21 protein-coding genes are annotated in these 20,615 nt (G+C 63.3%); 19 read left to right on the top strand and 2 right to left on the bottom strand.

The window, feature by feature from the left end; genetic code table 11:
• The first annotated feature begins 291 nt into the window (after positions 1 to 291).
• On the top strand, positions 292 to 1,578 hold the full coding sequence (gene serS / locus DBR44_RS09490) for a serine--tRNA ligase (RefSeq protein WP_124643821.1): 1,287 nt from the start codon (positions 292 to 294) through the stop codon (positions 1,576 to 1,578).
• Between the two features lie 143 nt (positions 1,579 to 1,721).
• Entirely contained in the window at positions 1,722 to 2,303 is a 582-nt protein-coding gene (locus DBR44_RS09485; protein WP_124643820.1) for a LysE family translocator, read from the top strand.
• Position 2,304: 1 nt separating this feature from the next.
• Here the strand turns inward: DBR44_RS09485 and DBR44_RS09480 are convergent, their stop codons facing one another.
• Positions 2,305 to 3,156, bottom strand: coding sequence for an AraC family transcriptional regulator (locus DBR44_RS09480; RefSeq protein ID WP_124643819.1), 852 nt, complete (start codon positions 3,154 to 3,156; stop codon positions 2,305 to 2,307).
• Between the two features lie 56 nt (positions 3,157 to 3,212).
• Positions 3,213 to 5,714, bottom strand: coding sequence for an EAL domain-containing protein (locus DBR44_RS09475; RefSeq protein ID WP_233578449.1), 2,502 nt, complete (start codon positions 5,712 to 5,714; stop codon positions 3,213 to 3,215).
• A 342-nt stretch (positions 5,715 to 6,056) separates the two neighbouring features.
• On the opposite strand from DBR44_RS09475, the gene DBR44_RS09470 reads away from it, so the two are divergent.
• The 17 genes from DBR44_RS09470 (at position 6,057) to hypE (ending at position 20,566) form a co-directional block, all read left to right on the top strand.
• Positions 6,057 to 7,181 carry a hydrogenase small subunit gene (locus DBR44_RS09470; protein WP_124643818.1) on the top strand — a complete coding sequence of 375 codons (1,125 nt, stop codon included), beginning with the start codon at positions 6,057 to 6,059 and terminating at the stop codon, positions 7,179 to 7,181.
• A complete protein-coding gene (locus tag DBR44_RS09465) occupies positions 7,181 to 8,971 on the top strand; it encodes a nickel-dependent hydrogenase large subunit (RefSeq protein ID WP_124643817.1) in 1,791 nt (596 codons plus the stop codon). Before DBR44_RS09470 ends, DBR44_RS09465 begins: the two co-directional genes overlap by 1 nt.
• 194 nt (positions 8,972 to 9,165) lie before the next feature.
• Positions 9,166 to 9,873, top strand: coding sequence for a Ni/Fe-hydrogenase, b-type cytochrome subunit (gene cybH / locus DBR44_RS09460; protein ID WP_124643816.1), 708 nt, complete (start codon positions 9,166 to 9,168; stop codon positions 9,871 to 9,873).
• Between the two features lie 198 nt (positions 9,874 to 10,071).
• Positions 10,072 to 10,368: a HigA family addiction module antitoxin gene (locus DBR44_RS09455; protein WP_124643815.1), complete on the top strand. Its 297-nt coding sequence runs from the start codon at positions 10,072 to 10,074 to the stop codon at positions 10,366 to 10,368.
• A 154-nt stretch (positions 10,369 to 10,522) separates the two neighbouring features.
• Entirely contained in the window at positions 10,523 to 11,128 is a 606-nt protein-coding gene (gene hybD, locus DBR44_RS09450) for a HyaD/HybD family hydrogenase maturation endopeptidase (protein WP_124643814.1), read from the top strand.
• Entirely contained in the window at positions 11,128 to 11,451 is a 324-nt protein-coding gene (locus DBR44_RS09445) for a HypC/HybG/HupF family hydrogenase formation chaperone (RefSeq protein WP_124643813.1), read from the top strand. The genes hybD and DBR44_RS09445 overlap by 1 nt, the downstream gene beginning before the upstream one ends.
• The gene (locus DBR44_RS09440; protein ID WP_124643812.1) at positions 11,451 to 11,891 is read left to right on the top strand and encodes a hydrogenase; all 441 of its coding nucleotides are present in this window, start codon (positions 11,451 to 11,453) and stop codon (positions 11,889 to 11,891) included. Before DBR44_RS09445 ends, DBR44_RS09440 begins: the two co-directional genes overlap by 1 nt.
• A complete protein-coding gene (locus DBR44_RS09435; RefSeq protein ID WP_124643811.1) occupies positions 11,888 to 12,751 on the top strand; it encodes a hydrogenase expression/formation protein in 864 nt (287 codons plus the stop codon). Before DBR44_RS09440 ends, DBR44_RS09435 begins: the two co-directional genes overlap by 4 nt.
• A complete protein-coding gene (locus tag DBR44_RS09430) occupies positions 12,730 to 12,975 on the top strand; it encodes a rubredoxin (protein ID WP_233578448.1) in 246 nt (81 codons plus the stop codon). Before DBR44_RS09435 ends, DBR44_RS09430 begins: the two co-directional genes overlap by 22 nt.
• The gene (gene hybE, locus DBR44_RS09425) at positions 12,972 to 13,451 is read left to right on the top strand and encodes a [NiFe]-hydrogenase assembly chaperone HybE (RefSeq protein ID WP_124643810.1); all 480 of its coding nucleotides are present in this window, start codon (positions 12,972 to 12,974) and stop codon (positions 13,449 to 13,451) included. The genes DBR44_RS09430 and hybE overlap by 4 nt, the downstream gene beginning before the upstream one ends.
• Positions 13,448 to 14,458, top strand: coding sequence for a hypothetical protein (locus DBR44_RS09420; RefSeq protein WP_124643809.1), 1,011 nt, complete (start codon positions 13,448 to 13,450; stop codon positions 14,456 to 14,458). Before hybE ends, DBR44_RS09420 begins: the two co-directional genes overlap by 4 nt.
• Complete coding sequence (gene hypA / locus DBR44_RS09415) at positions 14,451 to 14,792, top strand: hydrogenase maturation nickel metallochaperone HypA (RefSeq protein WP_199731005.1); 342 nt, start codon at positions 14,451 to 14,453, stop codon at positions 14,790 to 14,792. The genes DBR44_RS09420 and hypA overlap by 8 nt, the downstream gene beginning before the upstream one ends.
• Positions 14,793 to 14,867: 75 nt before the next feature.
• Positions 14,868 to 15,869 carry a hydrogenase nickel incorporation protein HypB gene (gene hypB / locus DBR44_RS09410; protein ID WP_124643808.1) on the top strand — a complete coding sequence of 334 codons (1,002 nt, stop codon included), beginning with the start codon at positions 14,868 to 14,870 and terminating at the stop codon, positions 15,867 to 15,869.
• Between the two features lie 3 nt (positions 15,870 to 15,872).
• The gene (gene hypF / locus DBR44_RS09405) at positions 15,873 to 18,167 is read left to right on the top strand and encodes a carbamoyltransferase HypF (RefSeq protein WP_124643807.1); all 2,295 of its coding nucleotides are present in this window, start codon (positions 15,873 to 15,875) and stop codon (positions 18,165 to 18,167) included.
• Between the two features lie 10 nt (positions 18,168 to 18,177).
• Complete coding sequence (locus DBR44_RS09400) at positions 18,178 to 18,414, top strand: HypC/HybG/HupF family hydrogenase formation chaperone (protein ID WP_124643806.1); 237 nt, start codon at positions 18,178 to 18,180, stop codon at positions 18,412 to 18,414.
• Positions 18,411 to 19,529: a hydrogenase formation protein HypD gene (hypD, locus tag DBR44_RS09395; RefSeq protein ID WP_124643805.1), complete on the top strand. Its 1,119-nt coding sequence runs from the start codon at positions 18,411 to 18,413 to the stop codon at positions 19,527 to 19,529. The genes DBR44_RS09400 and hypD overlap by 4 nt, the downstream gene beginning before the upstream one ends.
• On the top strand, positions 19,526 to 20,566 hold the full coding sequence (gene hypE / locus DBR44_RS09390) for a hydrogenase expression/formation protein HypE (protein WP_124643804.1): 1,041 nt from the start codon (positions 19,526 to 19,528) through the stop codon (positions 20,564 to 20,566). Before hypD ends, hypE begins: the two co-directional genes overlap by 4 nt.
• Positions 20,567 to 20,615: the final 49 nt, after the last annotated feature.

Below are 20,615 nucleotides of genomic sequence, written 5' to 3'. Positions count from 1 at the left end.
GCCTGCTTGCAGCGCTTATAATGCGCGTTTGGCCTGCAACAGGCAGGACAAAGCCTGTCGCTTGCCGGTACACTTGCGCATTGCAGCACGCTGTATGATGTCTGCACGCTTGCAACACCCGGCATCAGACACTGTACTCGCGGGTAAAACCGCCGCCAGCATGGCAGGTACCGCAATACAGCAAGGCAGCGCCAGTTTCGCCAAGCGGTCGGCAAGACCGCCAACAAGACACAGCCGCCGGATCAGCAAGCCCGGAACAAGCAAGACACTTAAATACCATCAGGATTTTCCATGCTAGACATTCAATCGCTCCGTAACGACCTGGACGCCGTCGCTGCCCGCCTGGCCAGCCGTGGCTACACTCTGGACACCGCCGCTTTCGTGGAAATGGAAGCCGACCGCAAGGCGCTGCAAACCCGCATGCAGGAACTGCAATCGCGCCGCAATGCCACCTCCAAGCAAATTGGCGAAGCCAAGCGCAAGGGCGAAGATGTGTCCGCCATCATGGCCGAAGTGGCCAATGTGGGTGATGAACTGAAGGCAGCCGAAGCCGCTTTCGAAGCGGTGCAGGCCAAGATGGACGCCCTGCTGATGAGCATTCCCAACCTGCCGCACGAATCGGTGCCGGCAGGCAAGGACGAGTCGGACAACGTGGAAGTGCGCCGTGTCGGCGTGCCGCGCCAGTTCGACTTTGAAGTAAAAGACCATGTCGACATCGGCACCCCGCTGGGCCTGGATTTCGACACCGGTGCCAAGCTGTCCGGTGCCCGCTTCACCGTGCTGAAGGGTGACATCGCCCGCCTGCATCGCGCACTGGCGCAGTTCATGCTGAACACCCACACCGGCGAGCATGGTTATACCGAGCACTACACCCCTTACATCGTCAACGACAGCGCCTTGCTGGGCACCGGCCAGCTGCCGAAGTTTGCCGAAGACATGTTCAAGGTGACCAAGGGTGGCGAAGAAGGCACGGTAGACCAGTACCTGATTTCCACCTCGGAAATCACCCTGACCAACACCGTGAGCAACAGCATCCTGAAAATGGAAGACCTGCCGCTCAAGCTCACCGCCCACTCGCCTTGCTTCCGCTCCGAAGCCGGCAGCTATGGCCGTGACACCCGTGGCATGATTCGCCAGCACCAGTTCGACAAGGTGGAAATGGTGCGCATCGAGCACCCGGACCATTCCTATGCCGCACTGGAAGAGATGGTCGGCCACGCCGAAAACATCCTGAAGGCGCTGGAACTGCCCTACCGCGTGATTACCCTGTGCACCGGCGACATGGGCTTTGGCGCGGCCAAAACCTACGATATCGAGGTATGGCTGCCGGCGCAGAACACCTACCGCGAAATCTCCAGCTGCTCCAACTGTGAAGCCTTCCAGTCGCGCCGCATGCTGGCCCGTTTCAAGGACGAAAACGGCAAGAACCAGTTGCTGCACACGCTGAACGGCTCCGGCCTGGCCGTGGGTCGCACCCTGGTGGCGGTACTGGAAAACTACCAAAACGCCGACGGCAGCGTGACCATCCCCACTGCACTGCGTCCCTACTTTGGCGGCAAGGAAAAGATCGGCGGCTAAGCAGCCATCTGCACCTCAGACAAAAACCGGGAGCTTGCTTCCGGTTTTTTCTTGCCCAGCGCCGACACACAGGGTGATTTTGTTCAATACCCGCTGGCTGGCCGGCTTTATCTTCGGGGCCTTGTTCATCCCGAAGGATTACCATGCAGCTTTTCCTGTCAATGGCCGCCTTTGCCTTGGCGGCTTCCATTTCGCCCGGCCCGGTCAATATCGTGGCTTTCGGCTGTGGGGTCAGTCACGGCTTTTGGCCCAGTCTGCGCCATGTCAGCGGTGCCACCATCGGCTTTACCCTGCTCTTCTTGCTTACTGGTCTGGGACTGGCCGGCTTGCTGGCAGGCCAGCCACAGGCCAGCCGCTTCATTCAGTATGCCGGGGTGGGCTTTCTGCTTTACCTGGCCTGGCAACTCGCCCGCGCCAGTGGCGAACTGGGTGCGCAGCAGCGGCAGCCCTCGTTTCTTTACGGCGCGCTGATGCAATGGCTGAACCCAAAGGCCTGGCTGGCTTCGCTGGCCGGCATGGGGGCGTTTGTCAGCCATGGCGAAGCACAGTTGGTGTGGCAGTTTGCCGCCATCTATTTTGTTGTCTGTTACCTGTCGATTGCCTGCTGGGCCTGGGCCGGTGCGCGCTTGCAAGGGCTGCTGCGCCATCCGCCACGCATGCGGCTGTTTAACCGCCTGCTGGCCCTGTTGCTGGCGGGCAGCGCGCTCTATTTGCTGCTGGAGTGATTCAGCCCACGCTGCGGCAGTACTGACCGGGCGTGGCTGCCACCAGCCGCTTGAAAGTGCGCTGGAAATGCGCCTGGTCGGCAAAACCTAAAGCCTGCGCCACCTGGGCAATCGGCTGGCCGCTGCGCAACAGGCTTTTGCCGCGCTGGATGCGCCGGTTGAGCAGGTATTCGTGCGGCGTCATGTGATAGCGCTGGCGAAAGGCGCGAATCAGGTAGGACGCGGACAAGGCGGAGGCGCTGCAGATAGCCTGCAGGCTGATGTCGTCGGCGTAGTGGTCGTTGATGTAGTCGGCCGCCAGTTGCAGCCGCGGGTGTATCGGTGCAGCCGTACGGCGCTCGGCTGGCCATGGCTGCTGCAAATCGGTAAAAAAGGCCGTGGCCGTTTCCTGCCGGCCCAGCAAACCACCCGCGCCAGCATGGCAGGCGGCCACCAGTTGCAGCAGGCCACGATACAAGCCGGGGTCCTCGCTCAGCCTGAGCTGGAAACCATGAAAATCCTGATTGGCACTCAGCCCCAGTTCGGCTTGCAGCCCGGCCAGCCACGGCGTATCGACATACAGCATGTGATAAGACCAGGGCTGGTCGGCTATGGGATTGCAGGCGTGGACATCACCCGGATTCATCAGCACCACGCTGCCACGGCCCACGCGGTAACGGTCTTGCAGGCTCAGATAAGTGCTGCTGCCGCCGGTAATGGCTCCGATGGAAAAGTGCTCGTGCGAATGGCGGGCATAGCACACCTGCCTGCCATCCGGCACGCTGCGGATTTCCAGAAATGGCAACTGCGGATCGCGCCAGAACAGTGGCGCGGCGGGCATGACTTCCGGGTTGGGGGAGACGGATCTGGGCATCTGCCCAGCATAATGCAGCACAGGCAGCAGCGACAAGCCGCGCTGTCGCCCATCACTCAGCCCGCTTGTTGTCGCAGTAGCGCCTCGAACTCGCTGCCCGGCACCGGTCGGCTGAACAGATAGCCCTGACCGCAGTCACAGCCCTGCTCCAGCAGGAAGCGGCGCTGCTCTTCCAGCTCCACCCCTTCGGCCACCAGCTCCAGCCCCAGACTGCGGGCAATCGAGATGATGGCCTGGGTGATGGCGGCATCGTCGCGGTCCTGATGCAGGTCCATGATGAAGCTCTGGTCGATTTTCAGGCCGCGCACCGGCAGGCGCTTGAGATAGGACAGGCTGGAATAGCCGGTACCGAAGTCGTCGATGGACAGATAAATGCCCAGCGCCTGCAAGCGGTGCAGCACCTCGACCATGCCGCTGTCTTCATCCATCGCCACGCTTTCGGTGATTTCCAGTTCCAGCGCACTGCTGGGCAGGCTGTGACGTTCCAGCACCTGCGCCACGCTGTCGACGATGCTGGAATACTTCAGCTGGCGGCCGGACACATTGACCGCGATGCGCCCTTGCAGCAGGCCGGCATCGCGCCAGCGGCGGATGGCGGCGCAGGTGGTATCCAGCACCCAGTCGCCCATGCTGGTGATCAGCGAACTTTCCTCGGCAATCGGAATGAACTGGCCGGGCGAAATCAGCCCCAGGTCGGGATGGTGCCAGCGCAACAGCGCCTCGGCACCGATGATGCGGCCGGAAGCCAGCTCCACCTTGGGCTGATACCACACTTCCAGCTCGTCCTGCGCCAGTGCGCGGTGCAGGCTGTATTCCATTTTCAGCCGCTCGATGGCGCGGGCATTCATGTCGGCGGTGTAGAACTGGAAATTGTTCTTGCCGCGCTCCTTGGCCCGGTACATGGCGGTGTCGGCATTCACCAGCAAGGCATCGGCCATGGCACCGTCTTCCGGGAACATGCTGATGCCGATGCTGGCCGAGATGAACACACCCTGCCCGGCCACGGTGGATTCGGCCGAAATCGCATCCAGAATGCTCTGCGCCCGGCTGGCCACTTGCTGCACCGTCACCACGTTTTCCAGCAGCACGGTGAATTCGTCACCCGACAGGCGGGACACGGTGGACAGATTGGGCACGATGCGTTGCAACTCGCTGGCGATGCGCATCAGCAGCTCGTCGCCGGCATGGTGGCCCAGGGTGTCGTTCACCATTTTGAAACGGTCCAGATCGATGAACAGCAAGGCAAAACGGCGATCAAACTGCCGGGCCTGCTCCACCGCCGATTGCAGCTTTTCGATGAACAGCGTGCGGTTGGGCAGGCCGGTCAGCGCATCGTGGTTGGCCAGGAAATGCAGCCGTTCCTCGGCCTGCTTGCGCTGGGTGATGTCGGAAAACACCGCCACATAATGCAGGCACTCGCCGCGTTCGTCGCGGATTGCCGTGATGCTGAGGTGTTCGGTGTACAGCAGGCCGTTCTTGCGCCGGTTCACCACCTCGCCCTGCCAGAAGCCGTCGTGGCGCAGACAGCGCCACAGGTATTCGTAGAATTCGGGAGATTGCTTGCCGGACTTGAGCAAGGCCGGCGTCTTGCCGATGGCCTCCTCGCGCGAGTAGCCGGTGATGCGGCTGAACGCGGGATTGACCGACTGGATAAAGCCATTGCCATCGGTAATGACAATGCCTTCCATGGTGGCTTCGAACACCTTGTCCGCCAGCAGCAGGCTCTGGCGCGACTGCAACAAGGCCTCGTCGCGCTCGCGCAGCGCGCCATGCAGTTCCAGCAGGAATTCGTGTTCTATGCTCTGGATGATTTCGCGAAAGCCGATGATGTGCACCAGTTTCTGCTCGGCATCGAATACCGCCAGATGGCGGATCTGATGCTGCAGGATCACCCGTCGCGCCTGTAGCAGGCTGCTGCTGCTGGCCACGCCGATCACCGGGCGGGTACAGATGCTACCCAGCTCCACATCGCCCTGCCCGCCGGCCACCATGCCCACCACATCGCGCTGGGTGAGGATGCCGTAGCTGCCATCAGCAAACTGTACACCCAGTGCCGTCAGCTGCTGTTCGCGCATGCTGGAGAGTGCGGCGGAAAGATTGTCGCCTGCCTGCAGGATGACCGCCGGCGGTGCCAGGATGCCATCCAGCCGCTTCAGCCCGAGAAAGGCTTCGGTGCCCTGACACAGCACCACGTCCGACAGCGACACCAGGCCGACAATCGCCCCGTCCTTCTCTACCAGCGCATGGCGGATGCCCTGGCTGCGAAACTGCCCCAGCACATCGTGCACGCTCAGGTGGTGCGCCAGTGTCACCACCGGCTGGCTCATCACCTCGCTGATCGGGCGGCAGCGCGCCGCCGCGTCATCCAGATCGACTGCCAGCGCATCGGTTTCGGTCCAGATCCCCACAGGCTCGCCAGCGGCGGTAAACACCACGATGGAGCCACAGCCGGACTGCACCATCAGGTTGGCTGCCTGATGGATAAGCGTCTCCGGCGTGCAACTGAGAATATCAGTCGAGGCAATCTGCTCTATTGGCTGCATCAGCGGGGACATCATCGGACACCTGTAAGCAATTTAGCGTTCACAACAACGGCATTATACATTTATTACTTAACATCCAAAGGGCAAACCAGCTGCATTTAATGCATTCTGCGTATCGCGCTTGTTTTCCACTTTGCCAGCAAACTGCAAAGCAAGTTTACACCCACTCGCCCGCACGCTCCTGCCAAACCCCTGTTTTATCGACATTTTTTCATGCCACCGTTCTGGCACGGATATTGAAAGCGTTGGTCAGGTTGCAACACCGCCAGCCTGTCCGGACAGATCTCAAAAAAACGATCCGGCACAACAAGAAAACACATCGAATGCCATATGCATGGCATGGAGGAGCGTAAACACATGGAGACTTTCTATCAAGCCATGCGTCGCCAGGGCGTGACTCGGCGCAGCTTTCTTAAGTTCTGCAGCCTGACCGCCACCTCGCTGGGCCTGGGCTCAGCCTTCGTCCCCCGCATTGCCTACGCACTGGAAACCAAGCCACGCGTGCCGGTCATCTGGCTGCACGGCCTGGAGTGCACCTGTTGTACCGAGTCCTTCATCCGCTCGGCCCATCCGCTGGCCAAGGACGCCATCCTGTCACTGATCTCGCTGGATTACGACGACACCATCATGGCGGCCGCCGGGCATCAGGCCGAAGCCATTCTTGACGACCTGATCAAGAATCACAAAGGCAATTACATCGTCGCCGTGGAAGGCAACCCGCCGCTGAACGAGGATGGCATGTTCTGCTTCCCCGGTGGCGAACCTTTCGTGGAAAAACTCAAGCGCGTATCGGCCGATGCCAAGGCACTGATCGCCTGGGGTTCCTGTGCCAGCTGGGGCTGCGTGCAGGCCGCCAAACCCAACCCCACCCGCGCCACGCCGGTACACCAGGTGATTCTGGACAAGCCGGTGATCAAGGTGCCGGGCTGCCCGCCGATTCCGGAAGTCATGGCCGCCGTCATCACCTATATGGTGACCTTCGACAAGATTCCTGAACTGGACCGCCAGGGCCGGCCCAAGATGTTCTACGGCCAGCGCATCCATGATAAATGCTATCGCCGCCCACACTTTGACGCTGGTCAGTTTGTCGAGAGCTGGGACGACGACGGCGCGCGCAAGGGCTACTGCCTGTACAAGATGGGCTGCAAAGGCCCCACCACCTATAACGCCTGCTCCACCGTACGCTGGAACGATGGCGTGTCCTTCCCCATCCAGTCCGGCCATGGCTGTATCGGCTGCTCGGAAGAAGGCTTCTGGGACAAGGGCTCCTTCTACGACCGCGTCACCTCGATTCCGCAGTTCGGCGTGGAAGCCAATGCCGACAAGATCGGCTTTGCCGTGGCCGGTACCGCCGGGGCTGCCATTGCCGCCCATGCCGCGGTCAGCGCCATCAAGAGCACCATGCTGAAAAAGCAGGATCTGCAGCCGCTGGACGCCACCGCCCCCGCCCAGAATAAAGACAAGAACGAGGAGAATGTCTGATGTCCTACCAGACCCAAGGTTTTACCCTGGACAATAGCGGCCGCCGCGTGGTGGTGGACCCGGTGACTCGCATCGAAGGTCACCTGCGCTGCGAAGTGAACATCGACAGCAACAACATCATCACCAACGCCGTCTCCACCGGCACCATGTGGCGCGGCCTGGAAGTGATTCTCAAGGGCCGTGACCCGCGTGACGCCTGGGCCTTTGTCGAACGCATCTGCGGCGTATGCACCGGCACCCACGCGCTGACCTCGGTGCGCGCGGTGGAAGACGCGCTCAAGATCAAGATTCCCGAAAACGCCAACCTGATCCGCAACATCATGCAGGCGGCGCTGTATGTGCACGACCACCTGGTGCATTTCTACCACCTGCACGCGCTGGACTGGGTGGACGTGGTGTCGGCGCTGAAGGCCGACCCGAAGAAAACCAGCGAGCTGGCACAGAGCATTTCCGACTGGCCGCTGTCCAGCCCCGGCTATTTCCGTGACCTGCAATCGCGGCTGAAGCGCTTTGTCGAATCCGGCCAGCTTGGCCCCTTCCGCAATGGCTACTGGGGTCACCCAGCGATGAAACTGCCGCCGGAAGCCAACCTGATGGCCGTGGCGCACTATCTGGAAGCGCTGGATTTCCAGAAGGAAATCGTCAAGATCCACACCATCTTCGGCGGCAAGAACCCCCACCCCAACTGGCTGGTGGGCGGCATGCCCTGCGCCATCAATATCGATGATGTGGGCGCAGTGGGTGCCATCAATATGGAGCGGCTGAATCTGGTATCGCAGATCATCGACCGCACCATCACCTTCTGCGAGCAGGTGTACATTCCGGACGTCATCGCCATTGCCGGCTTCTACAAGGACTGGGCAGCCATCGGCGGCGGCCTGGCCAGCCAGAGCGTGATGTCCTACGGTGATTTCCCCGACCATGCCAACGACTACAGCGAAAGCAGCCTGCTGCTGCCGCGTGGTGCCATCATCAACGGCAAGTTCAACGAAATCCACCCGATCGACCTGTATGCCCCGGATGAAATCCAGGAATTCGTCACCCACAGCTGGTACAGCTATGGCGACGACAGCAAGGGCCTGCATCCTTTCGATGGCATTACCGCGCCCAAATTCGAGCTGGGTGCCAAGCACAAGGGAACCAAGACCCGCATCGAACAGCTGGACGAATCGGCCAAGTATTCCTGGATCAAGTCGCCACGCTGGAAGGGCCACGCCATGGAAGTGGGCCCGCTGGCGCGCTATCTGATCGGCTACCACCAGAACAAGCCGGAATTCAAGGAGCCGATCGACAAGCTGCTGCACACGCTGGGTGCCCCCAAGGAGGCGCTGTTCTCCACCCTGGGCCGTACCGCCGCGCGCGCGCTGGAGTCGTCCTGGGCTGCCAACAAGATGCGCTACTTCTTCGACCGCCTGATCAGCAATATCAAGAATGGCGACACCGCGACGGCCAATGTGGAGAAATGGGACCCGGCCAGCTGGCCGGCAGCCGCCAAGGGCGTGGGCTTTACCGAAGCACCGCGCGGCGCGCTGGGCCACTGGCTGAAGATTGCCGATACCCGCATCGACAGCTACCAGTGCGTGGTGCCCACCACCTGGAACGCCGGCCCGCGCGATGCCAAGGGCCAGATCGGCGCTTACGAGGCTTCGCTGATGGGTACCAAGATGGCGGTGCCGGATCAGCCGCTGGAAATCCTGCGCACCCTGCACAGCTTCGACCCTTGCCTGGCCTGCTCCACCCATGTGATCGGCGCGGACGGTGGCGAGCTGGTAAGCGTGAAAGTACGTTGAGTTCGTCGCTGCGCCGGCCTGCCCATTCCCCCGGAACGGCTGGCAAGGCGACGATTGACCAGTCCGCATGGCCTCGCTCCCCCCGCAGGCCATACGGGCGAACTTCCTGATCGACCGCCACGTTGGCCGGAGTGCGCATCACTCCCGGGATGTCCGGCAGCGTGGCGGTGCGGCAGGAAAACAGGAGATTCGGCATGAAAAGCTACGGCTTCGACGGCAACGCCCCGCAGGGCCTGGGCCACAAGGTCACATCCGTCTATGTGTATGAGGCGCCGGTGCGCCTGTGGCACTGGGTGACGGTGCTGTGCATCATCACCCTGTCGGTCACCGGCTACCTGATCGGCAAACCCCTACCCTCGGTACCGGGTGAGGCCACCTTCAACTTCGTCATGGGCTATATCCGCTTTGCCCATTTCACCGCCGGCTACATTCTGGCCATCGGCCTGATCGGCCGGCTGTACTGGGCGCTGGTGGGCAACCATCATGCGCGCGAGATCATTCTGGTGCCGGTGTGGGACAAGGCCTGGTGGAAGGAATTTTTCTTCGAAGTGCGCTGGTATCTGTTTATCGAGCGCTATCCGAAAAAATACATCGGCCACAATCCGGTGGGGCAGATCGCCATGGCCACCTTCCTGTGGGTGGCCGTGTTCATGTGCTTTTCCGGCTTTGCGCTGTATGGCGAGGGTCTGGGCACCAAGAGTTGGGCCTATCAGGCTTTTGGCTGGGTGATTTCCGCCTTTGGCGGCAATAGCCTCACCGTGCACAACTGGCACCGGCTGGGCATGTGGTCCATCATCCTGTTCGTGATGATCCATGTGTATGCGGCGATTCGCGAGGACATCATGTCCAAGCAGAGTATGGTGTCGACCATGATCAGCGGTTTCCGCATGTTCAAGGATTAAGAAGAGGGAAAACGTCCGCTACCGCGTTGCGCCTCCTTGCCGTACTCAGCGTACTGTCTGCGTCGGCGCGCCTTGTCCCGGACGTTTTCTTTCCCCCGACAAGATCGTGGGGTTCATTAAATCGCTGCCAGTCTTGCACTGGTGGCAAACCACCCCACCAACAAACCACCCACCGCCGAAGCACCGCAGCCCGCCACCATGACCACCCCGCTTGTCAGTGCCCGCACGCCGCTGCATCCCGGCCGTTTTCTGGATAGCCGCTTTCTGGCCCCGGCCGGACTGAGCCAGACCGAAGCCGCACGCCGGCTGGGCATTTCCCGTCGCCGGCTGAACGAGCTGATTGCCGGCAAGCGCGGCATCAGCCCGGACACCGCCATCCGGCTGGCCTGCTTGTTCGGGCAGGATGCGCAGTTCTGGATGGCGCTGCAAAGCGCCTGGGATCTGGCCCAGGCCCGCCGCCTGCTACGGCAGCAACGCCATTCACCCACTGCATAGCAAGTTTCCACTTCGCTTTCCATTCGCCACCAGCATGTCCTTGCACCCGACAGGGGCATGCCGACAAAGCGCTGATTTCGCATGATTTTCACCCGACAGTCACGCTGGCACGAAACTTGATCTGTAACCCACTCCGTTACAGGGCCATCACAGCATGCATACCGACAACATCATCATCATGGGGCTGGGCAATCTGCTCTGGGCCGACGAAGGCTTTGGCGTCCGTGCGGCCGAACAGCTCTATGCCCGCTATCAGCTGCCGGCCAATGTCGAAGTCGTCGACGGTGGCACCCAGGGGCTGCTGCTCTTGCCCTATGTGGAAGAAGCCGACCGGCTGATCCTGTTCGATGCCATCGATTTCGGCCTGGAACCGGGCACGCTCAAGGTTTACCGCGACGACGCCGTGCCGGCCTACCTCACCGCCAAGAAAATGAGCCTGCACCAGACCGGCTTTTCCGAGGTGCTGGCGCTGGCCGACCTCAAGGGCAATCTGCCGGCCAGCATCGTGCTGATCGGCGTGCAGCCGGTGCAGCTGGAAGACTATGGCGGCAGCCTGACCGCGCCGGTACGCGCCCGGCTGGAGCCGGCCCTCACCCTGGCAGTGGAGCAATTGCAGCAGTGGGGCGTGTCGCTGGCACCGCGACAGGATGGCGAGCGGCTGAACCATGCCAGCCTCGACATGCAGCGCTATGAAGACGAACGTCCGTCAGCCGCAACGGCCTGTCGCATCGGCGATGGCCGTGTGCTGGGAGAACAATAATGTGCCTGGGCATTCCCATGCAGGTAGAGCGCTGCCACGGACTGGTGGCTGACTGCCGCCAGGGCGAGCGCTGGCAAAGCGTCGACCTGTCGCTGGTGGGCGAGGTGCAGCCCGGTGACTGGCTGCTGGTATTTACCGGTGCGGCACGCGAAGTGCTCAGCCCACAACAGGCCGCCGACATCCTGGACGCGCTGGCGGCGCTGGATGCCGCCATGAACGGCCGCTTCGACCCAAGCATTCATCTGGCCGACCTCAATCAGCGCGAACCGCAACTGCCTCCGCATCTGCAAGCGCAATTCGACGCACAAAGGAAGACTTCCTGATGTCCACCCCGCAAGACAATCTGCTAGAGCGGCTGGCCGCCACCGGCTACACGCAAACCGACGCCGCCGGCCTGGACAGCCTGGCTGCCACCACGCCCCATCTGATCGTGATGCTGAACGCCGACCCGGTGAAATATCCCGAGGTGCTGGACAATGTCGTCATCGTGCCGGAAGTGCTGCGCGAGTTTCCCGCTGACACCTTCCGCGTCGCCTATGCCGACCTGCCGGCCAGCCAGGCCATTGCCAAGCGCTACGGCATCCTGAAATTTCCCGCCCTGCTGTTTTTGCGCCAGGGCGAATACGTGGGCATCATCGCCGGCCTGCAAGACTGGCCGGACATCGTGCATGCCTTTGCCGACAAGCTCACCTCCCCCACCCGTCGCCCGCCTTCGGTCGGCATTGCCGTGACCAGCGCCAACAGTGAGAAAGGTTGCGCATGAATATCAAGCCCTTCCCCGTCGCCGTAGTCGGCCTTGGCCCCGGTTCGCAAGCGGAAGACCCGGATCTGGCCTACATGCCGCTGCCGCGTGAGATCGACAGCTTCGACCAGCCCACCCTGCCCACCTCGGAAGAAGTGGAACACCTGCATGCCGCCAAACAGGTGATTGCCGACCTGATTACCCAGTTGCAGGGCTACCAGGGCGATGCCGAGGCCTACCCGGTGCAGGACATCAGCACGCTGGATGTGGCCAACCGCCAGCTGATCAACCAGCTGCTGGGCGAAGGCGAAGTGTCCTGTCGGGTGAAACTGCTGGACGGCCGCGAACTGGACATGCAGGAATCGGTATTCGCCGGCGTCTGGCGCGTGCTGGAAAGCAGCGCCGATGGCCAGCTGCTGGCCGACCGCATCGAAGCCTGTCCCATTCCGGCAGCGGTGTGGCAGGCGGCGCAGGCCTTTGGCCGGCCGCAACTGGATATCCCCACCCTGCCCGATCAGCTGATGAATGCCGGCCCGGTGCTGACCGAAATCGCCGCCGCCATGCAAAACCCCGGCGACGAGGCCCACATCATCAACTTCTCGCTGCTGCCGATGAGCCCGCAGGACATGGACTGCCTGGATGCCATCCTCGGGCCGGGCAATAGCGGCGTGTTCTCGCGCGGCTATGGCAAATGCCGCGTCATGGCCACCTCGCTCGCCAATGTCTGGCGCGTGCAGTACTTCAACGGCATGAACGCCATTTTGCTGGATACGCTGGAAGTCACCCGCATTCCAGAAGTGGCGCTGGCCTCCGACGATGATCTGGCCGACTCGCTGGATCGCCTGCAGGAAGCCTGGCAATGGCTGCAGGGGGAATACTGATGGACGGCCGCTTCGAAGGCTCCTACCTGGGCCGCGACGCCAGCCTCGCCGACGATGCCCGCATGGAGTGCAAGATCTGCTGGTGGGTGTACGACCCGGCGCTGGGCGACGATGTGTGGCAGATTCCGCCCGGCACGCCGTTTTCCGCCCTGCCGGAGCACTGGCGCTGCCCGGAGTGCGACGGCGCACGCGATCAGTTCATGGTACTGGCCGAACCAACATGAACCCTTGCACGCAGCCCTTTGCGGCCACGCCCGCCGCGCAGCTGGAGGCGCTGTTCCGCGACATCGCCGCCACCCGCATGCAGGGCATTCCCATCCTCAACCCGGCGCTGCAGGTGGAGGCCATCGGCTTCCAGCAATGGGATGGCCCGCAAGGCCGGCTGTGGGTCGGAGTGCTGCTCACGCCCTGGTTCATGAACCTGCTGCTGCTGCCGGCGGTAGCCGACAGCCTGCCCGCAGTGCCGCCGACCGGCGAAACCGTGATTGCCCTGCCCGGCGATGCCCTGCCCTTCATGGCCGGCCACGAAGCTGCACTGGGTGATTACCGGCTGTGTTCGCTGTTTTCGCCGGTACTGCAGTTTGCCGATCAGGACAGCGCCCGCGCCACCGCGCTGGAGGTGCTGAAACTGCTCTTTCCCACACCACAAGCCGCCGCGCCGGACTTGTCGCGGCGTCGTCTGTTCGGGCTGGGTAAATGAAACAGGACGCAATCCGCATTCTCCTGAGCCAGAACAAGGACAAGGAACAAGCCGTATCGGTAAGCTGGCCACGGCTGGAGGCTGAGCGGGTGTTCATCGGCCAGAGCGCAGCGCAGGCGGTGCACACCACGCCCCTGCTGTTTGCCCTGTGTGCCCGTGCCCAGACCCTGGCTGCACAACTGGTGCTGCAACAGGCCGCTGGCCTGCCAGTGAGCGTCAGCCCGGAGCAGCGCAGCAGCATCACGCTGGAAGCCGTGCGCGAAACACTGCGCAAGCTGCTGCTGGACTGGGCGCAGGCATTCGATGGCCGCCCGGCAGATGCAGCCTGGATGGCACGCTGGCGCGCCGCCCGCGACTGGCCGGCACTGCGCGCACTGGCCGAAGACTTTGTCTATGGCGAAGACTGCCGCCACTGGCTGCAACGCGGCGAGGCAGACTGGCAGGAATGGCTGCAACAGGGAGCCACGGCACCGGCGCGCTGGTTGCAGCTACTCAACCAGCCACTACCGGCTTGCCCGCTACTGCCAGCACTGGATGCCGCCGCACTGGCCAGCCATCTGGCCGACTGGCTGCGCCCCGGCGGGCCGGTGTGGCAGGGTCAGCCGCAGGAAGTGGGCGCGCTGGCACGCGAAGCGCCGCAGCTGCCCGGCCTGCTGGCTGCCGGTCTGCTGCCACAGGCGCGGTTGCTGGCGCGGCTGCTGCAACTGGCACGCTGGCTGGATGGCGCGCTATTGCAAAGCAGTGTCGCCAGCCTGGCCGATGGCGCGCTGGCGCTGGTGGAAACCGCGCGCGGCCCGCTGCTGCATCTGGCGGCACTGGATGCCAGCGGCCGCATCAGCCGTTACCGGGTGGTGCCGCCCACCTTGTGGCACGCCCACCCGGAAGGGGTGCTCAGGGTAAGTCTGGGTTTTCTGGCTGACGCCACTGCCGCAGAATGGCAGCGGCAGATCAGTCTGATCGACCCCTGTGTGCCGTACAGCGTAAGCAAGGATGTGGAATATGCATGAAATGTCACTGGCCGAAGGCATCATCCAGTTACTGGAAGACCAGGCCAAGGCGCAGGATTTCAGCCGGGTAAAGCAGGTATGGCTGAGCATAGGCGAGCTGGCCGGCGTGGAAGCCGAGGCGCTGGAGTTCTGCCTGGACGTAGTCAGCCGCGACACGCTGGCCGACGGGGCGCGCTTTCACTTTGTGCGTCAGCCAGGTGCCGGCTGGTGCCTGGCCTGTAGCCAGAGCGTGGCCATTCACGCCCGCTTCGATGCCTGCCCCTTGTGCGGCAAGCATCAGGTGCAAGTGAGCGGTGGCGACGAAATGCGCGTCAGCGAACTGGAAGTGGAATAAACAAGCAGTGCAATGGATACCGGCAGGCGGCCACTGGCCGCTGCCATCAGAACGAAAAATCAAGGAGAGGCAGCAATGTGTACCGTTTGCGGCTGCAGCAAAGGCAATGTGAAGATTGAAGGCCGGGCTCCCGGCGGCGTGAAGTTTCCCTATCGCTCGCACCATGCACATGCTCATGATCATGGCCATTCCCACGACCAGCATCATGACCATGCCCACCACCCGCATCAGGCCGAACCGCATGGCGCGCAGGAACACCAGCCCGCCCTCAGCCAGCAGGCTGGCGGTGCGGCACTGCATTATGGCCAGGGCGCGGCGCACGCTCATGCACCGGGGCTGAGCCAGGCGCGCATGGTGAAAATCGAGCAGGACATCCTGTCGAAAAACGATGGCTATGCCGCAGCCAACAGGCAGTGGCTACGCGACCGTGGCATCTTTGCGCTCAATCTGGTGTCCAGCCCCGGTTCGGGCAAGACCAGCCTGCTGGCCGAAACCATCCGCCAGCTGGGCCGCGACACCCTGGTGTATGTGGTGGAAGGCGACCAGCAAACCAGCAACGACGCCGAGCGCATCCGCGCTGCCGGTGCGCCGGCCATCCAGATCAACACCGGCAAGGGCTGTCATCTGGACGCCCACATGGTGGGCCAGGCGCTGCAACAGCTGAACCCGGCCGACGACAGCCTGCTGCTGATCGAAAACGTCGGCAATCTGGTATGCCCGGCGGCCTTCGATCTGGGTGAAGCGCACAAGGTGGCCATCCTGTCGGTGACCGAGGGTGAGGACAAGCCGCTCAAATACCCCGATATGTTTGCCGCCGCCGACGTGATGCTGCTGACCAAGATCGACCTGCTGCGCCATCTGGATTTCGATGTCGACGTGTGCATCGCCAATGCCCGCCGCATCAACCCGAAAATCAAGGTGCTACAGCTATCCAGCAAGAGCGGCGACGGCATGGACTTGTGGATAGACTGGCTGCTGCTGGAAATGAACGAAGCGCAGCTGGTGAAACAGCGCGAAGTGGCACGGCTGCGCCAGCACATTGCCGCGCTGGAACAGCAGTTGCAGGAGCGTAGCTGAATCATGCCCACACAAAGACTGCGCCTTACCGTGCGGGGCCGGGTACAGGGGGTGGGTTTTCGCCCCTTCATCTGGCGTACCGCCCAGGCCCAGGGCCTGTCCGGCTTTGTGCACAATACCGGCGAAGGCGTCACCATTGAACTGCAAGGCAGCAGCAGCCAGCTGGCCGCCTTTCGCCACCAGTTGCAGCACGATCTGCCGCCGCTGGCGCAGATAGACAGCCTGCAGCAAAGCCTGCTGGACCCACTGCCCGAGGCCGGGCCGTTTGAAATCCGCGACAGCAGCGGCAGCATCACCCATGCACAGTTGCCGGCCGACAGCGCCACCTGCCCGGCCTGTCTGAACGAGTTGTTCACCCCCGGCGACCGCCGCTATCGCTACCCCTTCATCAACTGTACCGACTGCGGCCCGCGTTATACCGTTACCCATCGCCTGCCCTACGACCGTGCCAACACCAGCATGCTGCCCTTCCTGCTGTGCCCGGCGTGCCGCAGCGAATACCAGAGCCCGCACAGCCGCCGCTTTCATGCCGAACCCACGGCATGTCCGGAGTGCGGCCCGCAGCTGCAACTGACCGACCGCTTCGGCCAGCCGCTGAAGGGCGACCCGGTGCATGGTGCCTGGCAGATCCTGCAAATGGGCCGCAGCATCGCCATGAAGGGCCTGGGCGGCTTTCACTTGGTATGCGATGCCACCAGCGCCGAAGCCGTGGCGCGGCTGCGCCAGCTCAAGCATCGCCCCGGCAAGCCGCTGGCGGTGATGGCACTGAATATCGATTCCGTGCGCGCCTTTTGCGAAGTCAGCCCGGCCGAAGCTGCCTGGCTGCTGCGCCCGGAGCGGCCCATCGTGCTGTTGCAGAAGAAAGCCGGTGCCGACCAACTGCTACCGGACATTGCTCCCGGCATTGGCTGCATCGGCGTGATGCTGCCGTATACCCCGCTGCAGTGGTTGCTGTTCTACCAGGCGCTGGGCCGCCCGGCGGGCCACGACTGGCGTCGTCAGCCTTGCGAACGCATCTGGGTGATGACCAGCGCCAACCTGTCCGGCGAACCCATCGTCACCAGCAATCAGGAAGCACGCGAGCGGCTGAACAAGGTGGCCGATGTTTTCCTGCTGCACAACCGCAACATCGTCACCCGCTGTGACGACAGCGTGCTGGCGGTGCAGGCCGGCCAACCCTTGTTCTATCGTCGCGCCCGTGGCTTTGTGCCCGACCCGCTCGCGCTCGCCGAAGACGGCCCGGATGTGCTGGCGCTGGGGGCTTATCTCAAGACCACGGTCAGCGTATTGCGCGGCCCGCAAGCCTTTGTGTCGCAGCATGTGGGCGATCTGGACCACCCGCTCAGCTGCGAATCGCTGGAACAGACGGCGCAGCATCTGCTCGACCTCACCGGCGTGGCACCGCAAGCCATCGCCTGCGACTTGCAGCCGGACAGTTTTTCCAGCCAGCTGGCGCAGCAATGGTCGCAGCGGCTGGGCATTCCCTTGCTGCCGGTACAACACCACCATGCTCATCTGGCAGCGGTCATGGCCGAACACGGCCTGCACGGCCCGCTGCTGGGGCTGGCACTGGATGGTTATGGCCTGGGCAAGAACGGTGGTGCCTGGGGTGGCGAACTGATGATGCTGGAGGGCGCCAGCTGCGAACGCATGGGGCATATCAGCCCGCTGCCGCTGCCCGGCGGCGACAAGGCGGCCCGCGAGCCATGGCGCATGGCCGTGGGTTTACGGCAACGCCATTGCCCCGACCTGCCGCTGCCGCCGCATCTGGCCGAACAAGCCGGCCTGCCGCAGCTGTTGCGTCAGCTGGAAACCGGGCTCAACTGCCCGGACACCACCAGCATGGGCCGCTGGTTTGATGCCATTGCCGGCCTCACCGGACTATGCCCGGTGCAAAGCTTCGAAAGCGAGGCCGCGCAAAAGCTGGAAGCGCTGGCCGCAGACTGCGCGCCGCTAGCCGCTGGCTGGCAGGTATCACCGGCCAATCTGCTCGACCTCGCCCCACTGGCGCGGCAACTGCTGCAATTGAGCGACCCGGTGGCCATCGCCAGCCTGTGGCACGCCACCCTGGCCCATGCACTGGCCGACTGGGCGGTACGCGCAGCCAGCACCACCGGCATCCGCCAGCTGGTACTGGCCGGCGGCTGCTGTGCCAATCGCCGCTTGCTGAACACCCTGCTGCCGCTGCTGCGCGATGCCGGACTGCAAGTCCATACCGCACAGCAGCTGCCACCCAATGATGGCGGCCTCAGCCTGGGACAAGCCTGGGTAGCCAGACAACGCCTGCTGCAACAATAAGGAAAACACCATGTGCCTGGCCATGCCGGTAAGAATCAGCCAACTGCTGCCCGATGACATGGCAGTCGTTGATATGGATGGCGTCAGCCGCGAAGTATCAGTCGCCCTGATCGACACCCCGCAGGAAGGCGATTACGTCATCCTGCATGTCGGTTACGCCATCGGCAAACTCGACGCCGAGGAAGCCGCCCGCACCCTGGCCCTGATGGACCAGCTGGCGGCCAGCCAGAGCGAGGCCACGCCATGAAATATGTAGACGAATTCCGCCGTGGCGACATCGCCCGTGGCATGGCCGCCCACATCCACACGCTGGTGCAGCCGGACAGGCAATACCGGCTGATGGAATTCTGCGGCGGCCACACCCACGCCATTGCCCGCTACGGCCTCACCGGCCTGCTGCCGGACAATATCCGGCTGATTCACGGCCCCGGCTGTCCGGTGTGCGTGCTGCCGATTGGCCGGGTGGATTCGGCCATCGAGCTGGCACTGCGGCCGGATGTCATCCTGTGCAGCTATGGCGACACCCTGCGCGTACCCGCGTCCAACAAGATGAGCCTGTATCAGGCACGGGCCAAAGGCGCGGACGTGCGCATGGTGTATTCCACCAGTGACGCGCTGCAGATCGCCCGTGACAACCCGCACAAGCAGGTGGTGTTTTTTGCCATCGGCTTCGAAACCACCACCCCGCCCACCGCACTGGCCCTGCAACAGGCACGGCGCGAACAGCTGGCCAATTTCAGCGTGTTCTGCAACCACGTGCTCACCCCGCCGGCCATGCGCCATCTGCTGGCCGCTGGCGATGCGGTGGAGCTGGACGGCTTTATCGGCCCCTCGCATGTCAGCACCGTCATCGGCAGCGCACCCTATGCCGCCGTGGCCGAGGAGTTTGCCAAGCCGGTGGTGATTGCCGGTTTCGAGCCGCTGGACGTGCTGCAATCGGTGGCCATGCTGGTAGAACAGATCAATGCCGGGCGTACCGAGGTGGAAACCCAGTTCACCCGCGCCGTCACCGCGCAGGGCAATGCCAAGGCGCGCAGCCTGGTGGCGCAGACCATGACGCTGCGCGACAGCTTCGAATGGCGCGGGCTGGGCCAGGTGCCGCACTCGGCACTGGCCATTCACCCCGACTTTGCCGAATTCGATGCCGAACAGCGCTTTGCCCTGGCCTATCGCCACGTGCCGGACCACAAGGCCTGCGAATGCGGAGCCATCCTGCGCGGGCAGAAACGGCCACAGGACTGCAAGGTATTCGCCATCGTCTGTAATCCGGACAATCCGCTGGGTTCCTGTATGGTGTCCAGCGAAGGGGCTTGTGCCGCCCATTACCACTATGGCCGCTTCGTGGAAGGACAACCGGCATGAGCAAAAGCTATTCCCGTCCGCTGGACCTCAAGCATGGGCTGGTCAACCTGACCCACGGCAGCGGTGGCCGCGCCATGGCCCAGCTGGTGAGCGAGCTGTTCGCCGCCGAATTTGCCAACGACTGGCTGGCCCAGGGCAATGACCAGGCCATCCTGCCGCCGCCCGGCGGACGCATCGCCATCGCCACCGACAGCCATGTCATCTCCCCGCTGTTCTTTCCCGGCGGTGACATCGGCAGCCTGGCGGTGCATGGCACGGTGAATGATCTGGCCATGGGCGGGGCTACCCCGCTGTATCTGTCCGCCGGCTTCATTCTGGAAGAAGGCCTGCCGCTGGCCGATCTGGCGCGCATCGTGCGTTCCATGGCAGCCGCCGCCCGTGCTGCCGGCGTGGCCATCGTCACCGGCGACACCAAGGTGGTGGAACGTGGCAAGGGCGATGGCGTGTTCATCAGCACCACCGGTGTGGGCGTGGTGGCCGACGGGGTAAACCTGTCCGGCGATCAGGCCCGCCCCGGCGATGTCATCCTGCTGTCTGGCACGCTGGGCGACCATGGCATGGCGGTGATGTCGCAGCGCGAAGGGCTGGGATTTGCCAGCCCCATCCTGTCCGACAGCGCGGCGCTGCACACCCTGGCCGCCGCGCTGCTGGCCGCCTGCCCCGGCCTGCGGTTGATGCGCGACCCCACCCGTGGCGGGCTGGCCACCACGCTCAACGAAATCGCCCAGCAATCCGGCGTGGGCATGCGGCTGCAGGAAAACGCCATTCCGGTACAGGCCAGCGTGCGTGCTGCCTGCGAATTTCTCGGACTGGACCCGCTTTACATCGCCAACGAGGGTAAACTGGTCGCCATCTGTCCGGCAGAACAGGCGGCGGCAGCACTGGCCGCCCTGCAAGCCCACCCGCTGGGGCAGCAGGCCGCCATCATCGGCCAGGTGGTGGCCGATGCCCACCAGTTTGTCCGGGTGGAAACCGATTTTGGCGGCGAACGCCTGCTGGACTGGCTCAGCGGCGAAATGCTGCCGCGCATTTGCTAGGCTGAACAAGGCCGCCAGCCACCGACCCGGGCGACACAGTCCGGGCGCA

This window comes from Aquitalea sp. FJL05, assembly GCF_003852595.1.
In the GTDB taxonomy this organism is placed as follows: Bacteria; Pseudomonadota; Gammaproteobacteria; order Burkholderiales; family Chromobacteriaceae; genus Aquitalea; species Aquitalea aquatilis.
Note: the sequence above shows the minus strand (reverse complement) of the source record. Positions and strands in the feature narration are given on the sequence as shown.